Annotated in this window: 12 protein-coding genes; 4 read left to right on the top strand and 8 right to left on the bottom strand. The window is 59.0% G+C overall.

Features of this window, described 5'->3' with window-relative positions:
* Positions 1-9 precede the first annotated feature (9 nt).
* From AC5SEO_RS18200 to trxA, 4 genes are all read left to right on the top strand, one after another.
* Positions 10-747, top strand: coding sequence for a nucleotidyltransferase family protein (locus AC5SEO_RS18200; protein ID WP_174060579.1), 738 nt, complete (start codon positions 10-12; stop codon positions 745-747).
* Positions 744-3,929 carry a double-strand break repair protein AddB gene (gene addB, locus AC5SEO_RS18195; RefSeq protein ID WP_174068701.1) on the top strand — a complete coding sequence of 1,062 codons (3,186 nt, stop codon included), beginning with the start codon at positions 744-746 and terminating at the stop codon, positions 3,927-3,929. Before AC5SEO_RS18200 ends, addB begins: the two co-directional genes overlap by 4 nt.
* Positions 3,919-7,476, top strand: coding sequence for a double-strand break repair helicase AddA (addA, locus tag AC5SEO_RS18190; RefSeq protein WP_174068700.1), 3,558 nt, complete (start codon positions 3,919-3,921; stop codon positions 7,474-7,476). Before addB ends, addA begins: the two co-directional genes overlap by 11 nt.
* A 77-nt stretch (positions 7,477-7,553) precedes the next feature.
* Positions 7,554-7,874 (top strand): thioredoxin, encoded by a 321-nt coding sequence (gene trxA, locus AC5SEO_RS18185; RefSeq protein ID WP_003516334.1) that lies wholly within the window; start codon positions 7,554-7,556, stop codon positions 7,872-7,874.
* A gap of 49 nt (positions 7,875-7,923) precedes the next feature.
* Here trxA and AC5SEO_RS18180 read toward each other — a convergent pair whose 3' ends face one another.
* The 8 genes from AC5SEO_RS18180 to AC5SEO_RS18145 form a co-directional block, all read right to left on the bottom strand.
* On the bottom strand, positions 7,924-9,303 hold the full coding sequence (locus AC5SEO_RS18180) for a bifunctional folylpolyglutamate synthase/dihydrofolate synthase (RefSeq protein ID WP_173739217.1): 1,380 nt from the start codon (positions 9,301-9,303) through the stop codon (positions 7,924-7,926).
* A gap of 85 nt (positions 9,304-9,388) precedes the next feature.
* On the bottom strand, positions 9,389-10,282 hold the full coding sequence (accD, locus tag AC5SEO_RS18175) for an acetyl-CoA carboxylase, carboxyltransferase subunit beta (protein ID WP_003516336.1): 894 nt from the start codon (positions 10,280-10,282) through the stop codon (positions 9,389-9,391).
* Between the two features lie 27 nt (positions 10,283-10,309).
* Positions 10,310-11,149 (bottom strand): tryptophan synthase subunit alpha, encoded by an 840-nt coding sequence (gene trpA / locus AC5SEO_RS18170; RefSeq protein WP_003516338.1) that lies wholly within the window; start codon positions 11,147-11,149, stop codon positions 10,310-10,312.
* Positions 11,150-11,153: 4 nt separating this feature from the next.
* Positions 11,154-12,374 (bottom strand): tryptophan synthase subunit beta, encoded by a 1,221-nt coding sequence (gene trpB / locus AC5SEO_RS18165; RefSeq protein WP_019565940.1) that lies wholly within the window; start codon positions 12,372-12,374, stop codon positions 11,154-11,156.
* A gap of 1 nt (position 12,375) precedes the next feature.
* Complete coding sequence (locus tag AC5SEO_RS18160) at positions 12,376-13,038, bottom strand: phosphoribosylanthranilate isomerase (protein WP_003516340.1); 663 nt, start codon at positions 13,036-13,038, stop codon at positions 12,376-12,378.
* Between the two features lie 102 nt (positions 13,039-13,140).
* Positions 13,141-13,908 carry a M48 family metallopeptidase gene (locus tag AC5SEO_RS18155; protein ID WP_013635183.1) on the bottom strand — a complete coding sequence of 256 codons (768 nt, stop codon included), beginning with the start codon at positions 13,906-13,908 and terminating at the stop codon, positions 13,141-13,143.
* Between the two features lie 68 nt (positions 13,909-13,976).
* On the bottom strand, positions 13,977-15,209 hold the full coding sequence (locus AC5SEO_RS18150) for a polyhydroxyalkanoate depolymerase (protein WP_174068699.1): 1,233 nt from the start codon (positions 15,207-15,209) through the stop codon (positions 13,977-13,979).
* A 125-nt stretch (positions 15,210-15,334) separates the two neighbouring features.
* Positions 15,335-16,177, bottom strand: a complete 843-nt coding sequence (locus tag AC5SEO_RS18145) for a fumarylacetoacetate hydrolase family protein (protein ID WP_019565943.1) — start codon at positions 16,175-16,177, stop codon at positions 15,335-15,337.
* Positions 16,178-16,283 lie beyond the last annotated feature (106 nt).

Genomic DNA, 16,283 nt, shown 5'->3' with positions numbered 1-16,283 from the left:
TTGACCACAATGACGATCAAGAACGCGATGGTGCTGGCCGCCGGGCTCGGCACCCGGATGCGCCCGATCACGGATACGATCCCGAAACCGCTCGTCAAGATCGCCGGCAAACCGATGATCGACTACGCGCTCGACGCCCTTGTCGAGGCCGGCGCCGAGAAGATCGTCGTCAACGTCCATCACCATGCCGATCAGATGATCGCCCATCTTGAAACCCGTACCGACTCCGAAATCCTGATTTCCGACGAGCGGTCGCAGCTGATGAATTCCGGTGGCGGACTTGCCAAGGGCCTGAAACTTCTGGAGCCAGGTCCCGTCTTCGTCATGAATGCCGATCTTTTCTGGATTGGCGAACAGCTGAATGCCGTCAGCAACCTGCGCAAGCTTGCGCAATTCTTCGATGCCACGCACATGGATATGGCTATGCTCTGCGTCGATATGGACCGTACCACCGGTCATAACGGCAAGAGGGATTTCAACCTCTCTTCGGATGGTAGACTGGCGCGGTATCGCGACGGGGACACGAACCCGGTGGTTTATGCTGGGGCCATTGCCATGGATTCGCACCTGCTGGACGATGCGCCGGGGGATGCTTTCAACTTGAATATCTATTTCGACCGCGCCATCGAGAAAGAACGACTTTTCGGACTTTCACTGGATGGCCACTGGATCACCGTCGGCACTCCCGATGCGATAGACGATGCCGAAAGTATCATCCGGCAATTCAGGGAAAAGCGCTCTGCATGACTTTCACCCATCACGCAAAGCGCGTCCTGACGATCGCTGCGGGAACACCGTTCCTCAAAACGCTCGCGGAAACGCTGTGTGACGGGACACTGACAGCCGGCTATAAATACGACCCTGCGGATCCGCTTTCGCTTGCCAAGGTGACGATCTATGTTCCGACCCGGCGCTCCGCCCGCGTGCTGCGCTCAGAGTTTGTCGATCTTCTGGGCGGCCGTTCCGCCATTTTGCCACTGATCCGGCCGCTCGGCGAAACCGATGACGACAGCGGCTTCTTCGAGATCGAAAATCCTGAGATCATGGATCTGGCGCCGCCGATTTCCGGCACCGGCCGGCAAATCGAGCTGGCGCGCCTCATTCTGGCATGGCGCAACAGCCTGCCGGACGCCATCAGGGCCATCCATTCGGACTCACCACTGGTCGCCCCCGCCAGCCCTGCCGACGCCATATGGCTGGCGCGCGCGCTTGGCGAAGTGATCGATGCGATGGATACGGAAGAAAAGGAATGGGAGGCGCTCGCGCATCTCGATACCGGCGATCACGCCCAATGGTGGCAGCTGACGGCGGATTTCCTGAAAATCGCCAGCGTGTTCTGGCCCGCCCGTCTTGCCGAACTCAATCGAACTTCCGCAGGCCGACATCGCAACGGCATCCTGAGGGCGGAGGCGAACCGGCTTGCCAACCTGCCGGACACCGGACCGATCATCGTTGCGGGCTCCACGGGCTCAATTCCGGCAGCAGCAGACCTTATCGCCTCTGTCGCCTCCCTGCCCCAGGGCGTCGTCGTGCTTCCGGGCCTCGATCTCACGATGCCGGAGGAACAATGGGAGGCTATTGCCGAGGACCCCAGCGATCCTTCAAGCCGCACCCATTCGCAATACGGGCTCTACATGCTGTTGCAGAAGCTCGATATCATGCGAGACGATGTCGTTCAGATTGGCGCTATCGATAGCGATCTTGAAAAACGCGCGGCGGTTTTTTCGGCAGCACTTGCTCCTGCCAAATCCACCAGCGACTGGAACCGCTGGCGTGAGGACAAGCAACCCGGATTTTTCGACGATGCTTTTGCGGCAGCGACCCTGATAGAAGCTGCCAACGAGCGCGAAGAGGCAACCGCAATTGCGGTGGCGCTGCGGCTGGCGCTTGAAGCGCCGGGCGCTGGCCGCCCGTCTCAGGCCGCGCTGATCACGCCCGATCGCGGACTGGCCAGGCGCGTGGCGACGGAATTGCAGCGCTTCGGTATCGAAGCCGACGATTCCGCCGGTACGCCGCTTTCCGCCACGCCGCAGGCCGGACTGACGCAACTCGCACTGGAAGCGATCCTCAGGCCCGGAGATCCGGTGCCGGTCATTTCCCTTCTGAAACATCCGCTCAGCCGTTTCGGGCTTTCGCTGGAGGCTTTTACAAAAGCATCAAAGGCGCTGGAATTGATCGCACTTAGAGGCGGCCGCGTCGAAACCGAAATCGGCAATCTGGAGGCGGTTCTCGATGCGCAACTGGCGGCGCAGCGTGATGACCGGCATCCGCCTGCCTGGAGGCTGGCACTGCCCGAGGGAAGCGTAGACGCCGCGCGCGATCTGGCACGCCGGATCGCCGTTTCGACAGAGCCGCTTGGCAGCGCATTCGTTCGTCGCGACCGCTCAGGCCGGTCTTTCACGGACAAATTGCCGCTTTCCGATTGGGCCGAGCGGACGGGCCGGGTGATCGAAGCCATCTGCGCGGATGACAACAACGATCTTGCCCCTCTCTGGTCCGGCGAGGCAGGCGACAAGCTTTCCGGCCTGTTTGGCGAATTGATGGAAAGCGGCGAAATCCTTGATGCGGATGGTCCGCAATGGGCTGATATCTTCGCGGCACTGGTGGCTGGCGAATCGATCAAGCCGCGATCCATGCGCCATCCGCGCATTTTCATTTTCGGTGCCCTTGAGGCACGATTGCAAAGCGTCGACACTGTCGTGATCGGCGGTCTCAATGAAGGGCTTTGGCCGGGCAAGACGGCAAACAACCCGTTTCTGTCCCGCAACATGAAGACAGCCATCGGTCTGGAACCGCCGGAGCGGCGTATCGGCCAGCTGGCGCACGATTTCGAGATGGCGAACGGGACACGGCAGATTTTCTACAGCCGCGCGCTCAGACAGGGCTCGACACCCGCAGTCGCATCACGCTGGCTGCAACGGTTGCTGGCACTCGGCGGCGAGGATTTTGCCGACCAGCTGAAGAAGCGCGGCGAGACCTATCGCCACTGGGCGGCACTGATGGATGCGAGCATCGACCAGGAAGCAGCAAAGCGCCCTGCCCCCAAACCGCCAGCCGACTTGCAGCCGAAGAGCTATTCCTTCAGCGAAGTGGGCAGGCTGCGCCGTGACCCCTATTCGATCTACGCGCGGCGTATCCTGAAGCTCAACCCGCTTGATGGCTTCAACCGCGATCCCAATGCCGCCGACCGTGGCACGCTCTATCATACAATCATCGAGCGCTATTCCCGCGAGGGGCATATTCCCGGCACACCGGCATCGCTCGAGGCCATGCAGCGTATTCTGGATGAAAGTTTCGACGCGGAAGATCTTCCTGCACATGTCGATGTCATCTGGCGCCCGCGATTCGAGGCGGTGGCACGCGCCTTCATCGACTGGGAGAAAGAACGACATCCGTCCATCCGCCGCAGCTTTTTCGAGGCGCGTGCCGGACAGGAAATTCCCGAGGCAGGAATAAGGCTGACCGGCATCGCCGACCGCATAGATATCAAGACCGGCGGTCAGGCGGATATTATCGACTACAAAACGGGGCTTGCGCCTTCAGTCAATCAGGCGCGCGCACTGCTCGACCCGCAGCTCGCGCTGGAAGCGGCAGCACTGATGCGGGGCGCCTTCCGCGAGGCGGGTTCGCAGACACCGGAAAACCTTATCTATGTGCGCCTGCGGCCGGGTACCCGTTTTTTTGCCGACCAGGTGAACAACGAACACTCCAATCGGGGTGGCAAAAAAGCACCGAAATCGGCAATCGAGCTGGCAACCGAATCAATCGATCAGCTGGCCAAGTTCGTGCGTTCGCTGCGTGATGGCGAAAACGGCTTTGCCTCGCGGCTGGTGCCGGAGGAGCAGCAATCCTACGGTGGGGAATACGACCACCTCGCCCGGGTTTCGGAATGGTCGACGGCAGAACCGGGAGACGGCGATGATGATTGACCCTATCGATCACGGGCCTGCCACGGACACCCCGCAAAGCTGGATAGACTGGACGAGCGACCGGCAACGGCTCGCCTCCGATCCGGCAAGTTCTGCCTGGGTTTCGGCCAATGCCGGTTCCGGCAAGACCCATGTGCTGACCCAGCGCGTCATCCGTCTACTTCTGGCCGGGTGCCGACCCTCCGCAATTCTGTGCCTGACCTATACCAAGGCAGCGGCGTCCGAAATGTCGAGCCGCGTTTTCGACCGTCTGGCGGAATGGGCTACGTTGCCGGATAACGATCTTGGGGATCGCGTCGCTGCCATCGAAGGAAAGATGCCGGATCGCATCAAGCTGGCCGAAGCGCGGCGGCTGTTCGCCAAGGCGCTGGAAACGCCCGGTGGGCTGAAGATCCAGACGATCCACGCCTTCTGCGAAGCCTTGTTGCATCAGTTCCCGCTGGAGGCCAATGTCGCCGGCCACTTCTCCGTCCTTGATGACCGCGCCGCAACAACCCTGCTGGCCGAGGCACGTCGGTCGCTTTTAACGGCGGTTTCGACGGAGGGAGACACCGATCTCGCGCAGTCTCTCGCCTATGTGCTTGATTTGGCAGATGAAAGCGGGCTCGAATCGCTACTCACCGCCATCATCGCCAATCGCAGCGCCCTTCGTGCCTTTTTGATCGATGCAAAACAGGCTGATGGCATCGATGCCCAATTGCGGCAGGCAATGCAGATAGACGCGGGTGAAACCGAAGAAACGGCAGCGGCGGCATTCTGGCCCTTGCCCGGTCTCTCGGGGCTTTCCCTCGATACCTATCTGACGCTTGCCGACGAAGTGGGCGGATCGCGCGTCATAGATGTCGCTTATGCCCTGCGGGAAGCGAAACGGCAGACGGATTCCGTGCGGCGCATGGAATTCATCGAAGCTGCGCTTTTGACAGCCAAGGGCGAAAAAAAATCCGATGCCTATGTCATCAACAAGGGCATGCAGAAATCCGCACCCGATCTCGTCGACGCGCTGACGCTTGCGCGGGACCATGTCGTGGCCTGTCGCAACCGCTATCGTCTGGTGCGAATGCTGGAGGCGACGAAATGCGCGCTTGTTCTGGCTGAGAGACTGATCGGCGATTTCGAGGATCTGAAAAAGCAGCGAAGCCAGCTCGATTTCGAGGATCTGATCGAGCGCGCCGCCAATCTCCTCAACCGCGATACGGCGGGCGCCTGGGTACATTACAAGCTAGATCAGGGTATCGACCATATCCTCGTCGATGAGGCGCAGGATACCAGCCCTGTGCAATGGTCGATCATCCAGTCGCTGGCGGCGGACTTCTTCAGCGGCGAGAGCGCCCGCATGGGGCGGCGCACGCTTTTTGCCGTGGGTGATGAAAAGCAATCGATCTATTCGTTCCAGGGCGCACGACCGGAGCGGTTTTCGCAGGAGCGTGACGAGACCAAAAGGCGTGTCGATTCGGTGGAGCAGGCATTTCACCGCATCCGCCTGCCGCTGTCCTTCCGTTCCACGGAAGATGTGCTGGCCGCCGTCGATCAGGTCTTTTCGGACCCTAAAAATGCCAGCGGCCTCAGCGCCGATAACGAGCCAGTCGAACACCGCTCCAACCGCGCCGGCCACCCCGGCACCGTGGAAGTCTGGGATATGGTGGCGCCGGAAACCGCCGAGGACGAAGAAGACTGGACGGCACCTTTCGATGCACTTCGGGAAAGCGCGCCGGCCACCATCGTTGCCCGCCGGATCGCCGCGCGCATTGCCGGCATGATCGGCAACCAGACAATCATCGAAAAGGGCGTGGAACGCGCTATTGAGCCCGGCGATATTCTTGTGTTGGTCAGAAAACGCCATGCTTTCGTCAATGCGCTGACCCGTGAGCTGAAACGGCGCAAGAACATTCCCGTCGCCGGTGCCGACCGTCTTCGCCTGACCGATCACATCGCCGTGCAGGACCTTCTGGCGCTTGGCCGTTTTGTCGTGCTGCCTGAGGATGACCTTTCTCTGGCCGCGCTGCTGAAAAGCCCGCTTTTCAATCTCTCCGAAGACGATGTTTTCGACGTCGCTGCCACGCGATCCGATACGGAGAGCGTGTGGCAAAGATTGCAGACGCTTTCGAAAGACGAGAACAGCCGCTTCTTCGCAGTCGCCAACAACCTCAAAAACTTCATCGCGCTTTCGAAAACGGCAACGGTGCATGATTTCTTCGCCGCGGTTCTGACACTGCATGACGGGCGCAAAAAATTCCTGGGTCGTCTCGGCAACGAGGCGAGCGATGTTCTGGACGAGTTCCTGTCCTTTGCGCTTGACCATGAAAGGACCGGCTTGCCCGGCTTGCAAGCCTTCCTATCCGTCCTGGAAACGGATTCGCCGGAGGTGAAACGCGAACAGGACAAGGATCGCGGTGAAGTGCGGATCATGACCGTGCACGCCTCCAAGGGTCTAGAAGCGCCGGTTGTTTTTGTGGTCGATGGCGGTTCGAAAGCCTTCAACCACAGTCATGTCCCGAAACTGCGCTTCGTTGAAGCAGACGGGGATGCCTTCCCCGTCTGGCTGCCTGGCAGCGGTTTTTCCAATCATCTCATTCGCGCCGATGAGGAACGCCTGAAGACGGCCGCGGAAGACGAATATCGCCGGCTGCTTTATGTCGCGATGACACGCGCTGCCGATCATCTGGTCGTTTGCGGTTATCGCGGCCAGAAGGAAAATCCCGAATGCTGGCATGCCATCGTCAAGGCAGCACTCGCCGACAATGAAAAGCACTGCCAACCGCAACAGTTTATGGCCGATGGTGAAGAGTGGCAGGGGCTTGTCTGGCGCAAGTCCGATATTCGTTCGACCCCCGCTCCGCAAAGGCTGCCTGAACCACAGACGCAAGAAGAATATGCTCTTCCGGCGGGGCTTCTTACCCCCTTGCCCGCCCTGCCATCATTGCCGAGGCCACTCAGCCCTTCCGGCGCGGGCACCATCATTGATGACGGTGCGGACGATCTTGCCGTGCGTTCGCCGCTTTTCGGCGAAAAAGCCGATGTCTCCTCGCTGGCATTGCAACGCGGTCGGCTGGTGCATCGCATGCTGCAGGCCCTGCCGGATTTTGCCGAGAGTGAGCGGGAAGAGGCAGCCCGCCGCTATGCCGAACGTGCCGCACGGTTCTGGCCGTCTGCCGAGCGCGAACATCTGATACGGGCGGTTTTGCGGGTCATGTCCGAACCATCTGTACAGCCGGCATTTTCGCCCAATAGCCGCGCAGAAGTTTCCATTATGGGGACCATGACGATCGGCAGGCAGCATTATGCGGTTTCCGGCCGTATCGACCGGCTGGCAGTGGATGGCGACCGCGTCATTCTGGTCGATTACAAGACGAACCGCGTGCCGCCGCGCGACGCGCACGAGATACCCTTCTCCCACACGGCACAGCTTGCCATCTATCGCGAAATTCTGTCACCGCTTTATCCCGGCAAGGAATTTGTCTGCGCGCTGATTTATACGGAAAATGCCGCTTTTATGACGGTTGGTGACGATGCCATGATGCAAGCCCTTGCCGCAATAAAGACAAAGTGAGATACCGGGGCATTGAAATTTCGACGCGCCCGCATCACATCGATAGTGGAAAAGATTCACTGAAAGGAGAGCCAGATATGGCTACCGTAAAAGTCGACGCCGCCAACTTCCAGTCCGAAGTCCTCGAATCCTCCGAACCAGTCGTAGTGGATTTCTGGGCCGAATGGTGCGGCCCGTGCAAAATGATCGCGCCGAGCCTTGAAGAAATTTCGTCCGAGCTTGCCGGCAAGGTCAAGGTCGCGAAGCTCAACATCGACGAAAACCCGGAACTGGCTGCCCAGTTCGGCGTTCGCTCCATCCCGACTCTTGCCATCTTCAAGAGCGGCGAAGTGGCTGACATCAAGGTCGGCGCTGCGCCCAAGACAGCGCTTTCGGCCTGGATTTCCGGCGCCGCGTAAGCGACTTTCCATGGAATAAAGAAAAGCCCGGCAGCGATGCCGGGCTTTTTTATTCGGGAACCGTACCATTCAATGCAAGCGCGTTTCCGGCAAGATAAAGCGAGCCGCCGATCAGGATGCGCGGCGGCGGCCCTTCGGGATCGAAGCGACGCGATAGCTCGTCCAGCGCCTCGGTCAGCGAAGATGTAGGCGCCGCAACCAGACCGGCATCAAAGGCCGCATGGGCAAGCACGACGGGATCGATTGCGGCATCAGTGCCGCCGATTGGAACCGTGAAGACATACTCCGCGATATCGGCGAAAGCCTTGAAATAGCCCACCGGATCCTTGGTGTTGATCATACCGGCAATGATGAACAGCGGGCGCGGTGTCTTTTCTTCAAACCCCGCCATTGCCTCGGCAATGACTTCGCCCGCGCCTGGGTTGTGACCACCATCGATCCAGATTTCCGCATCCTTCGGAGCGATTTCAGCGATTTTTCCGGTTAGGACACGCTGAAGACGGCCGGGCCATTCCACTGTTGTCATGGCCTTTTCGATCATCCGCTCCGTCACCTCAAAACCGGCAGCCTTGACGGCCCGGATCGCAGCAGCGGCATTGGCAAGCTGGTGTCGACCGGGAAGACGTGGCAGCGGCGCGTCGGTCAGGCCGAATTCATCCTGGTAGACCATACGGCCGAATTCTTCATGGGCGGAAAAATCCTGCCCATAGACTGATGCCGGGCAACCAAGACGCTCAGCCGTGGAAACGAGGGTATCCAGCGCCGCATCATACTGCTGATGACCAATGACGACAGGGGAACCCGACTTCATGATGCCGGCCTTTTCAGCGGCAATCAGTTCCACCCGGTCGCCGAGATAGGCCTGATGATCGAGCGATATCGGCATGATAACGGAAACGGCCGGGTTGTTGATCACATTGGTCGCATCGAAGCGCCCACCGAGCCCAACCTCGACCACGGCAGCATCTGCCGGATGCTCCGCGAAGAGCAGAAACATCGCGGCGGTCAGAATTTCGAAAACCGTTATCATCTGGCCGCCGTTGGCAGCTTCGATGCGGCGCAGCGCATCCGCAAAGACGGCATCATCGACATAACGGCCTTTTTCGCCGGAAACGCCGATGCGATAACGTTCATGCCAGTTCACGAGATGCGGAGAGGTGTGGACGTGCACGGAAAGTCCTGCCGCCTCCAGTAATGCGCGGCAAAAGGCCGTAACCGAACCCTTGCCGTTGGTGCCTGCGACATGAATAACCGGCGGCAACCTTTTCTGAGGGCTGCCTAGTTTTTCCAGAAGACGGGAAATTCTGTCCAGTGAAAGATCAAAACCCTTGGGGTGAAGCTGCATCAGCTTTTCTATGATCTGTTCGGCCTCGCCGATTGCGGGCTTCGTCATATCTTCTGTTCGCCTTTCAGGCGTTGTATTGGCCATTTGTCCGCCGCACCCGAGATGAAATCATGCAACGTATAACGTCATCCCGAAGGCGCTTCCCGCCTCCGGGCGACATATTTTTCCGTCAGGCCGAAGCCGCGAGCGGAATGACCGCGTTTGCTTCTGCCGGAGCCTTCGTCATGATCTTGAGAAGGCTTGCCAGCGTATCGGGAATTTCGCGGCGATCGATCACCATATCCACCATGCCGTGCTCCAGCAGGTATTCCGATGTCTGGAAGCCTTCCGGGAGCTTTTCGCGAATGGTCTGTTCGATCACACGCTTGCCCGCAAAGCAGATTTCGGCGCCCGGCTCGGCGATATGCACGTCACCCAGCATGGCGTAGGAAGCAGTGACACCACCCGTCGTCGGGTTCGTCAAAACCACGATGTAGGGCATGCCTGCTTCTTTCAGCATATTGACAGCAACCGTGGTGCGCGGCAGCTGCATCAGCGACAGAATGCCTTCCTGCATGCGGGCGCCACCGGAGGCCGGGAACATGACCAGCGGGCAACGCTCTGAAATGGCGCGCTCGAACGCCTTGACGATGGCTTCGCCGGCCGCGATGCCGAGAGAACCGCCCATGAACTGGAATTCATGCACAACGGCAACGATCTTCAGGCCTTTCAGGAGACCAACGCCGGCAAGGATGGTATCTTCCTGCTCGGTCTTCGTGCGGCTGTCGCGCAGACGATCGGTGTATTTCTTGGAATCGCGGAACTTCAGCGGATCCTGCGCTACCTTCGGCTGCGGCAAGGCCTCATAGACGCCACCATCGAAAAGATCGCCGAGACGCGCCTTTGCCGGCATCTTCATGTGGTAACCGGAAGCCGGAATGACCCACTTGTTATCTTCCAGATCCTTATGGAAGACCATCTCGCCCGTTTCCGGGCACTTGATCCACAGGTTCTCAGGAACCTCCGGGCGGCGGCCAAGCATGGAATTGATCCGGGGCCGTACGTAATTGGTGATCCAGTTCAACTGACTACTCCTGACTGGGCCGCGCGCTTATTCCGCAGCGGCAAGGCGCGACGCACGCACGCCCGTTGAAAGTCCTTTTACCAGCGTCGTGACGGATGGCACGGTATCGGCGGTTGCCTGCCCGTCCTTCGTCAGACTGCCGGCGATCTGGTTGACGATGGCCGAACCGACCACCACGCCATCCGCCACGGCACCGATCGCTTTGGCATGATCGGCCGTCTTGACACCAAAACCGACGCAAACCGGCAGTTCCGTATGCGCCTTGATACGACCGACCGCGCCAGAGATCAACGACGGATCGGGCAGTGCGGAACCGGTAATACCGTTCATCGATACGTAATAAACGAAACCTGAGGTATTTTTAAGAACGGTCGGCAAGCGCTTGCCATCCGTCGTCGGCGTGGCGAGACGGATGAAATTCACGCCGCGCGCCAAGGCGGGCACGCAGAGCTCATCATCCATTTCAGGCGGCAGATCGACAACGATCAGACCGTCGACGCCAGCCGCCAACGCATCGTCCAGAAATTTGTCGACGCCGTAGATGTAGATCGGATTGTAATATCCCATCATCACGATCGGGGTCGCGTCGTCTTCCTTGCGGAACTCGCGGGCGAGATCGAGCGTGGTTTTCAGCGTCTGGCCGCCTTTCAGCGCGCGCTGTCCTGCCAGCTGGATCGCCGGGCCATCCGCCATCGGGTCGGAAAACGGCATGCCGAGCTCGATAACGTCGGCGCCTGCTTCCGGCAGGGCCTTCATGATGCCGAGCGAGGTTTCGAAATCCGGGTCGCCGCCCATGAAATAGGTAATCAGAGCCGGGCGGTTTTCAGCGCGCAGATCGGCAAAGCGCTTGTCCATACGTGCAGTCATGGCCTTACATTTCCATTCCGAGGAACTTGCTGACGGTGTGGACATCCTTGTCCCCACGACCCGAAAGATTCATCAGGATGATCTCATCCTTGCCCATCTTCGGTGCGCGCTTGATGACTTCCGCCAGCGCGTGGCTTGGCTCCAGAGCGGGAATGATGCCTTCGAGGCGCGTCAGCATCTGGAAGGCGTCCAGCGCCTCGTGGTCCATGATCGGTACATATTCCACGCGGCCGATATCGTTCAGCCAGGAATGCTCAGGGCCGATGCCGGGATAATCGAGACCTGCGGAGATGGAATGGCCTTCCTTGATCTGGCCATCCGCATCCTGAAGAAGGTAGGTGCGGTTTCCGTGCAGAACCCCCGGCGAACCGGCCGTGATTGAAGCGCAATGCTCCTCGCCCGAAAGACCCCTGCCGCCAGCCTCGACGCCGACGATACGGACACTCTTGTCATCAAGGAAAGGATGGAAGATGCCGATGGCATTCGAGCCACCGCCAACAGCCGCAATGACCATATCCGGAAGACGGCCCTCCGCCTCCAGCATCTGTGCCTTTGCTTCCTCACCGATGACGGCCTGGAAATCGCGAACCATTTCCGGATAAGGATGCGGGCCGGCAGCTGTGCCGATCAGGTAATAGGTGTCATCGACATTGGTGACCCAGTCGCGCAGCGCCTCGTTCATGGCATCTTTCAGAGTGCCGTGGCCAGCCGTTACCGGCTTTACCTCAGCGCCCAGAAGCTTCATGCGGAAAACATTCGGCGCCTGACGGGCAACATCCGTCGCGCCCATATAAACGACGCAGGGCAGGCCGAAGCGTGCGGCGACGGTCGCCGAGGCAACGCCGTGCTGGCCGGCACCGGTTTCGGCAATGATACGGGTCTTGCCCATGCGCTTGGCAAGCAGGATCTGGCCAAGGCAATTGTTGATCTTGTGCGAGCCGGTGTGATTCAGCTCTTCGCGCTTGAAATAGATCTTGGCGCCGCCCAGTTCGGCCGTCAGGCGTTCCGCGAAATAAAGCGGGCTCGGGCGGCCAGTGTAATGAGCGCCGAGATATTTGAGTTCTGCCTGAAATTCGGGATCGGTCTTTGCCTTCTCCCACTCCGCCTGCAAATCCAGAATAAGCGGCATTAGCGTTTCGGCAACGAAGCGGCCTCCGTAAATGCCAAAACGGCCGTCCTCATCGGGACCGGCGCGGAAAGAATTGGGTGTTGGCGCGTCGTTCACTTCAAGCTCCCTTTGGGCCTTTCGACCAATCATTCACCACATCGAAGAATGCATCAATCATCGCAAGATCCTTGACGCCCGGCGCGCTCTCCACACCGGACGACAAATCCAGTCCGCCAGCTCCGGTTTCGGCCAGAGCCTCCGCGACATTGTCCTTGTTCAATCCCCCGGAAAGCATGTAATCGATACTTCCGTCAAGAGAGCGCAGGATGGTCCAGTCGAAGGTTACTCCGTTGCCGCCCGGCAAATCGGAACCCGCAGGCGCCTTGGCATCCAGCAGGAAACGGTCGGCTATACCTATATAGGGATCAATCTTGGCAAGATCAGCGGCGTCGCGAACGGAAAGCGCCTTCATTACCGGAAGTCCGTAGAGTGCTTTGATGTTCAGCACCCTCTCCGGGCTTTCACTGCCGTGCAATTGCAGAATATCCGGTCTCAGCAGATCGACGATCTCGTCTAGATCATCATTGTCGGCATTGACGGTAACGGCGACAACCTTTGCGGCGCCACGGGCGGCTTCTGCCAGCCTGCCGGCGATATCGGGCTCGATGTTGCGGGGGCTCTTTTCAAAGAAAATAAAGCCGACATGGGAGGCGCCGCGCCTGACGGCACGCTCCAGCGCTTCCGGTGTCTTCAATCCGCAAATCTTGATATCCGGTTTCATACCCGCGACCTGACACGAAATGCGACAAGAGTCGAGCCAAATCGCACCCGTTTTCCATGGAATGTTTCACGTGAATCCAGATGGCGATGCACGTCTCCACTTTCAATCAAAATCGATGGCGTGGAGTTTAGAGCCGTGACGTTTCAGCCATTCCTTGGCTTCCTGCGTATGCGGGCAGAGTTTTTCGCACAGGGCCCAGAATTTCGGGCCGTGGTTCATTTCCCGCAGATGCGCAACCTCGTGGGCTGCGAGATAATCGATGACCTTTTCCGGAGCCATGACGATACGCCACGAGAAACTCAGATTTCCATCATGGGAACACGAACCCCAGCGGCTGCGGGTGTCCTTCATGCTGATGGATCGCACGGGCTTTCCGGCCGCGCTCGCGTGAACCGCAACAAGCCTCTCCAGATCAGCCTTCGCTTCCTTTTTCAAAAACATGGCCACCCGTCTGCGCAGGTGTTCGGGCGCTCCGCTGACTTTCAATACCGCCGTGCCGTCCTCGTCTTTGGAGATGTGAGTCAGGCCACGCAGGCTGCCAGTGTGATGGATACGATGGGATACGCCGCGAATATCAACCGACGCACCATGACGCAAACCGTCATCTGGGGTGATTTTCGAAAGCTTGCCTTCAATCCAGCCCTGATGCCTTTCGAGAAAATCATCCACCTGGCCATGGTGAAGCCCCATCGGGATCGTCAGCTTAAGAGCCCGGCCGCCGGGTTCGATGCGCAAGGTGATGCGCGTGGCGCGCGGGTTTTCCTTCACCGTAATGGGCACATGACGGCCAGCCACCTCGACGGTGCGCTGGCTGGGCGCTACCTTTTTCGGCGCCGGCGACTTCACGGATTTTCTGAGGAACGAAAACATGGACTGTTCATAGCCGATTCGACACCGGCTTGGCCACGCAAATGCGCGGCATCGCCTGGCTTCCAGCGCTAGACAGTCTGGTTCTTGCGGATGAATTCCACCATGCGCGGCACAATCTCCTTGCGGAAACGCGACCCGTTGAAAACGCCGTAGTGACCGACGTCGGGCTGCATGTAGTGCGCACGCTTTTCATCGGGGATGTTCCGGCAAAGATCGTGCGCGGCTTTGGTCTGGCCCACACCGGAAATATCGTCGTTTTCGCCTTCCACGGTGAACAGCGCGACGTTACGAATGGCAGCGGGATCGACGGCCCTGCCCCTATGCTGCATGTTTCCCTTGGGAAGCGCGTGTTCGATGAAGACGGTTTCCACCGTCTGCAGGTAGAACTCCGCCGTCAAATCCATCACGGCCAGATATTCATCGTAAAAATCGCGATGCTTCTCAGCGGAATCGCCGTCGTTCTTGACGAGGTTCAGGTAGAAATCCTTGTGTGCCGTCATGTGCTTGTCGAGGTTCATGGACATGAAGCCGGATAATTGCAGGAAGCCGGGATAGACATTCCGGCCAAAAGCCGGCTGCGGCCACGGTACCTGCATGACGACATTGTCGCGGAACCATTCGATTGGCTTGGCCGTGGCCAGACCGTTGACAGCTGTGGGATTGATGCGCGTATCGATCGGACCGCCCATCAGCGTCATGGATGCAGGCGCGAAACCGTCACCATCGGCTTCCATCAGGGACACTGCGGCCAGAACCGGAACCGAGGGCTGACAAACAGCGACCACATGGGCGCCGGGACCGATCTCGCGCAGCATATCGATGACGTAGCTGATGTAATCGTCGAGATCGAATGTCCCTTCGGTGACTGGCACCATGCGGGCATCGATCCAATCGGTGATATAGATATCCGCCGATGGCAGCAGCGCCTCGACCGTTCCCCGCAGCAATGTGGCGTAGTGGCCTGACATAGGCGCCACCAGCAGCACCTTCGAATCTGGTTTGCGGGCCGCATCGAGTTCTTTTTTGAAATGAACGAGATTGCAGAAGGGACGCGACCAGATGATCTCTTCAGTGACGGCAACGGTCCGGTCATCGACGGTGGTAGTCGCCAAACCGAACTCCGGCTTGATGTAACGGCGCGTCAGGCGCTCGAATACCTCAAAGCCTGCATCGAGACTTCGCCCGAAGGCGGTGCTGGAAAGCGGGTTCAAAGGATTGCTGCATGCCTGGCGCATCATATCGGCACCGGCGCGCAGTGGCGCCATCGCCGCATGGTTCATTTCATAGAGGTGGTAGAACACTGATTACGCCTCCTCGCGGATCAAGCTCTTTTTTTGACCATAGCAGCTTTTCGCAACTGCACAAAATCGAAGGCGCCGGTGGTTTCCCTCCGGCGCCTCAATTTCAGTTGAACGTTTGTTGATAATCAGATGTCGGCAACGAAGGTCTGTTTCTGGGAACCGAGGCCTTCAATGCCGAGTTCAACGACATCGCCGGTCTTGAGGTAACGCGGGGGCTTCTGGCCCATGCCGACGCCCGGAGGCGTGCCGGTGGAAATGACGTCGCCGGGATGCAAAGACATGAACTGGCTGAGATAGGAAACGACATGCGCGACGCCGTAAACCATGGTCTTGCTGGAGCCGTCCTGCATTGTCTGGCCGTTGACCTTAAGCCACATTCCGAGGTTCTGCGGATCGGTGATTTCGTCCTTCGTGACCAGCCAGGGGCCGATCGGACCGAAGGTGTCGCAGGATTTACCCTTGGTCCACTGTCCGGCACGCTCCGTCTGGAACGCGCGCTCAGAAACATCGTGCGAAACGCAATAACCGGCGACGTAGTCGAGAGCATCGGCCTCAGATACATATTTCGCGGTCTTGCCGATGACGACGCCGAGTTCGACTTCCCAGTCGGTCTTCTCAGAACCGCGCGGAATGACAACGTTATCGTTCGGACCGACGATTGCCGAGGTCGCCTTCATGAAAATGACCGGTTCCGGCGGTACGGTCGCACCGGTTTCAGCGGCGTGGTCAGAGAAATTGAGGCCGATACAGATGAATTTTCCGGTTCCGGCAACGCAAGCGCCAATGCGCTCTTCGGAGATTACGGGAAGAGTGCCGAGGTCGATGGCGGCAATCTTCTTCAGGCCTTCCGGAGAAATGGCTTCACCGCCGATGTCTTTGACATGAGCAGACAGATCGCGGACTTTTCCTTCCGCGTCGAGGATCGCAGGTTTTTCCTGGCCAGGCTGGCCAACGCGCATCAATTTCATGGAACTCTCTCCCGGTTGTCAGACAAGGTGATGCATATATGAACGATACATTCATACTTGTCACCCCTTGACTGCTTCGACTTTCGAAAAATACCTTTTCCCTCCC

This window comes from Agrobacterium sp. K11 (genome assembly GCF_059429395.1).
This window is presented reverse-complemented; position numbering and strand designations above follow the sequence as displayed.

What these genes read in the sequence shown, in the direction of transcription:
- AC5SEO_RS18200 (WP_174060579.1), top strand. Translation starts at nt 10, where the DNA reads ATGACGATCAAGAACGCGATGGTGCTGGCCGCCGGGCTCGGCACCCGG.
- addB (WP_174068701.1), top strand. Translation starts at nt 744, where the DNA reads ATGACTTTCACCCATCACGCAAAGCGCGTCCTGACGATCGCTGCGGGA.
- addA (WP_174068700.1), top strand. Translation starts at nt 3,919, where the DNA reads ATGATGATTGACCCTATCGATCACGGGCCTGCCACGGACACCCCGCAA.
- trxA (WP_003516334.1), top strand. Translation starts at nt 7,554, where the DNA reads ATGGCTACCGTAAAAGTCGACGCCGCCAACTTCCAGTCCGAAGTCCTC.
- AC5SEO_RS18180 (WP_173739217.1), bottom strand. Translation starts at nt 9,303, where the DNA reads ATGGCCAATACAACGCCTGAAAGGCGAACAGAAGATATGACGAAGCCC.
- trpA (WP_003516338.1), bottom strand. Translation starts at nt 11,149, where the DNA reads ATGACTGCACGTATGGACAAGCGCTTTGCCGATCTGCGCGCTGAAAAC.
- AC5SEO_RS18160 (WP_003516340.1), bottom strand. Translation starts at nt 13,038, where the DNA reads ATGAAACCGGATATCAAGATTTGCGGATTGAAGACACCGGAAGCGCTG.
- AC5SEO_RS18155 (WP_013635183.1), bottom strand. Translation starts at nt 13,908, where the DNA reads ATGTTTTCGTTCCTCAGAAAATCCGTGAAGTCGCCGGCGCCGAAAAAG.
- AC5SEO_RS18145 (WP_019565943.1), bottom strand. Translation starts at nt 16,177, where the DNA reads ATGAAATTGATGCGCGTTGGCCAGCCTGGCCAGGAAAAACCTGCGATC.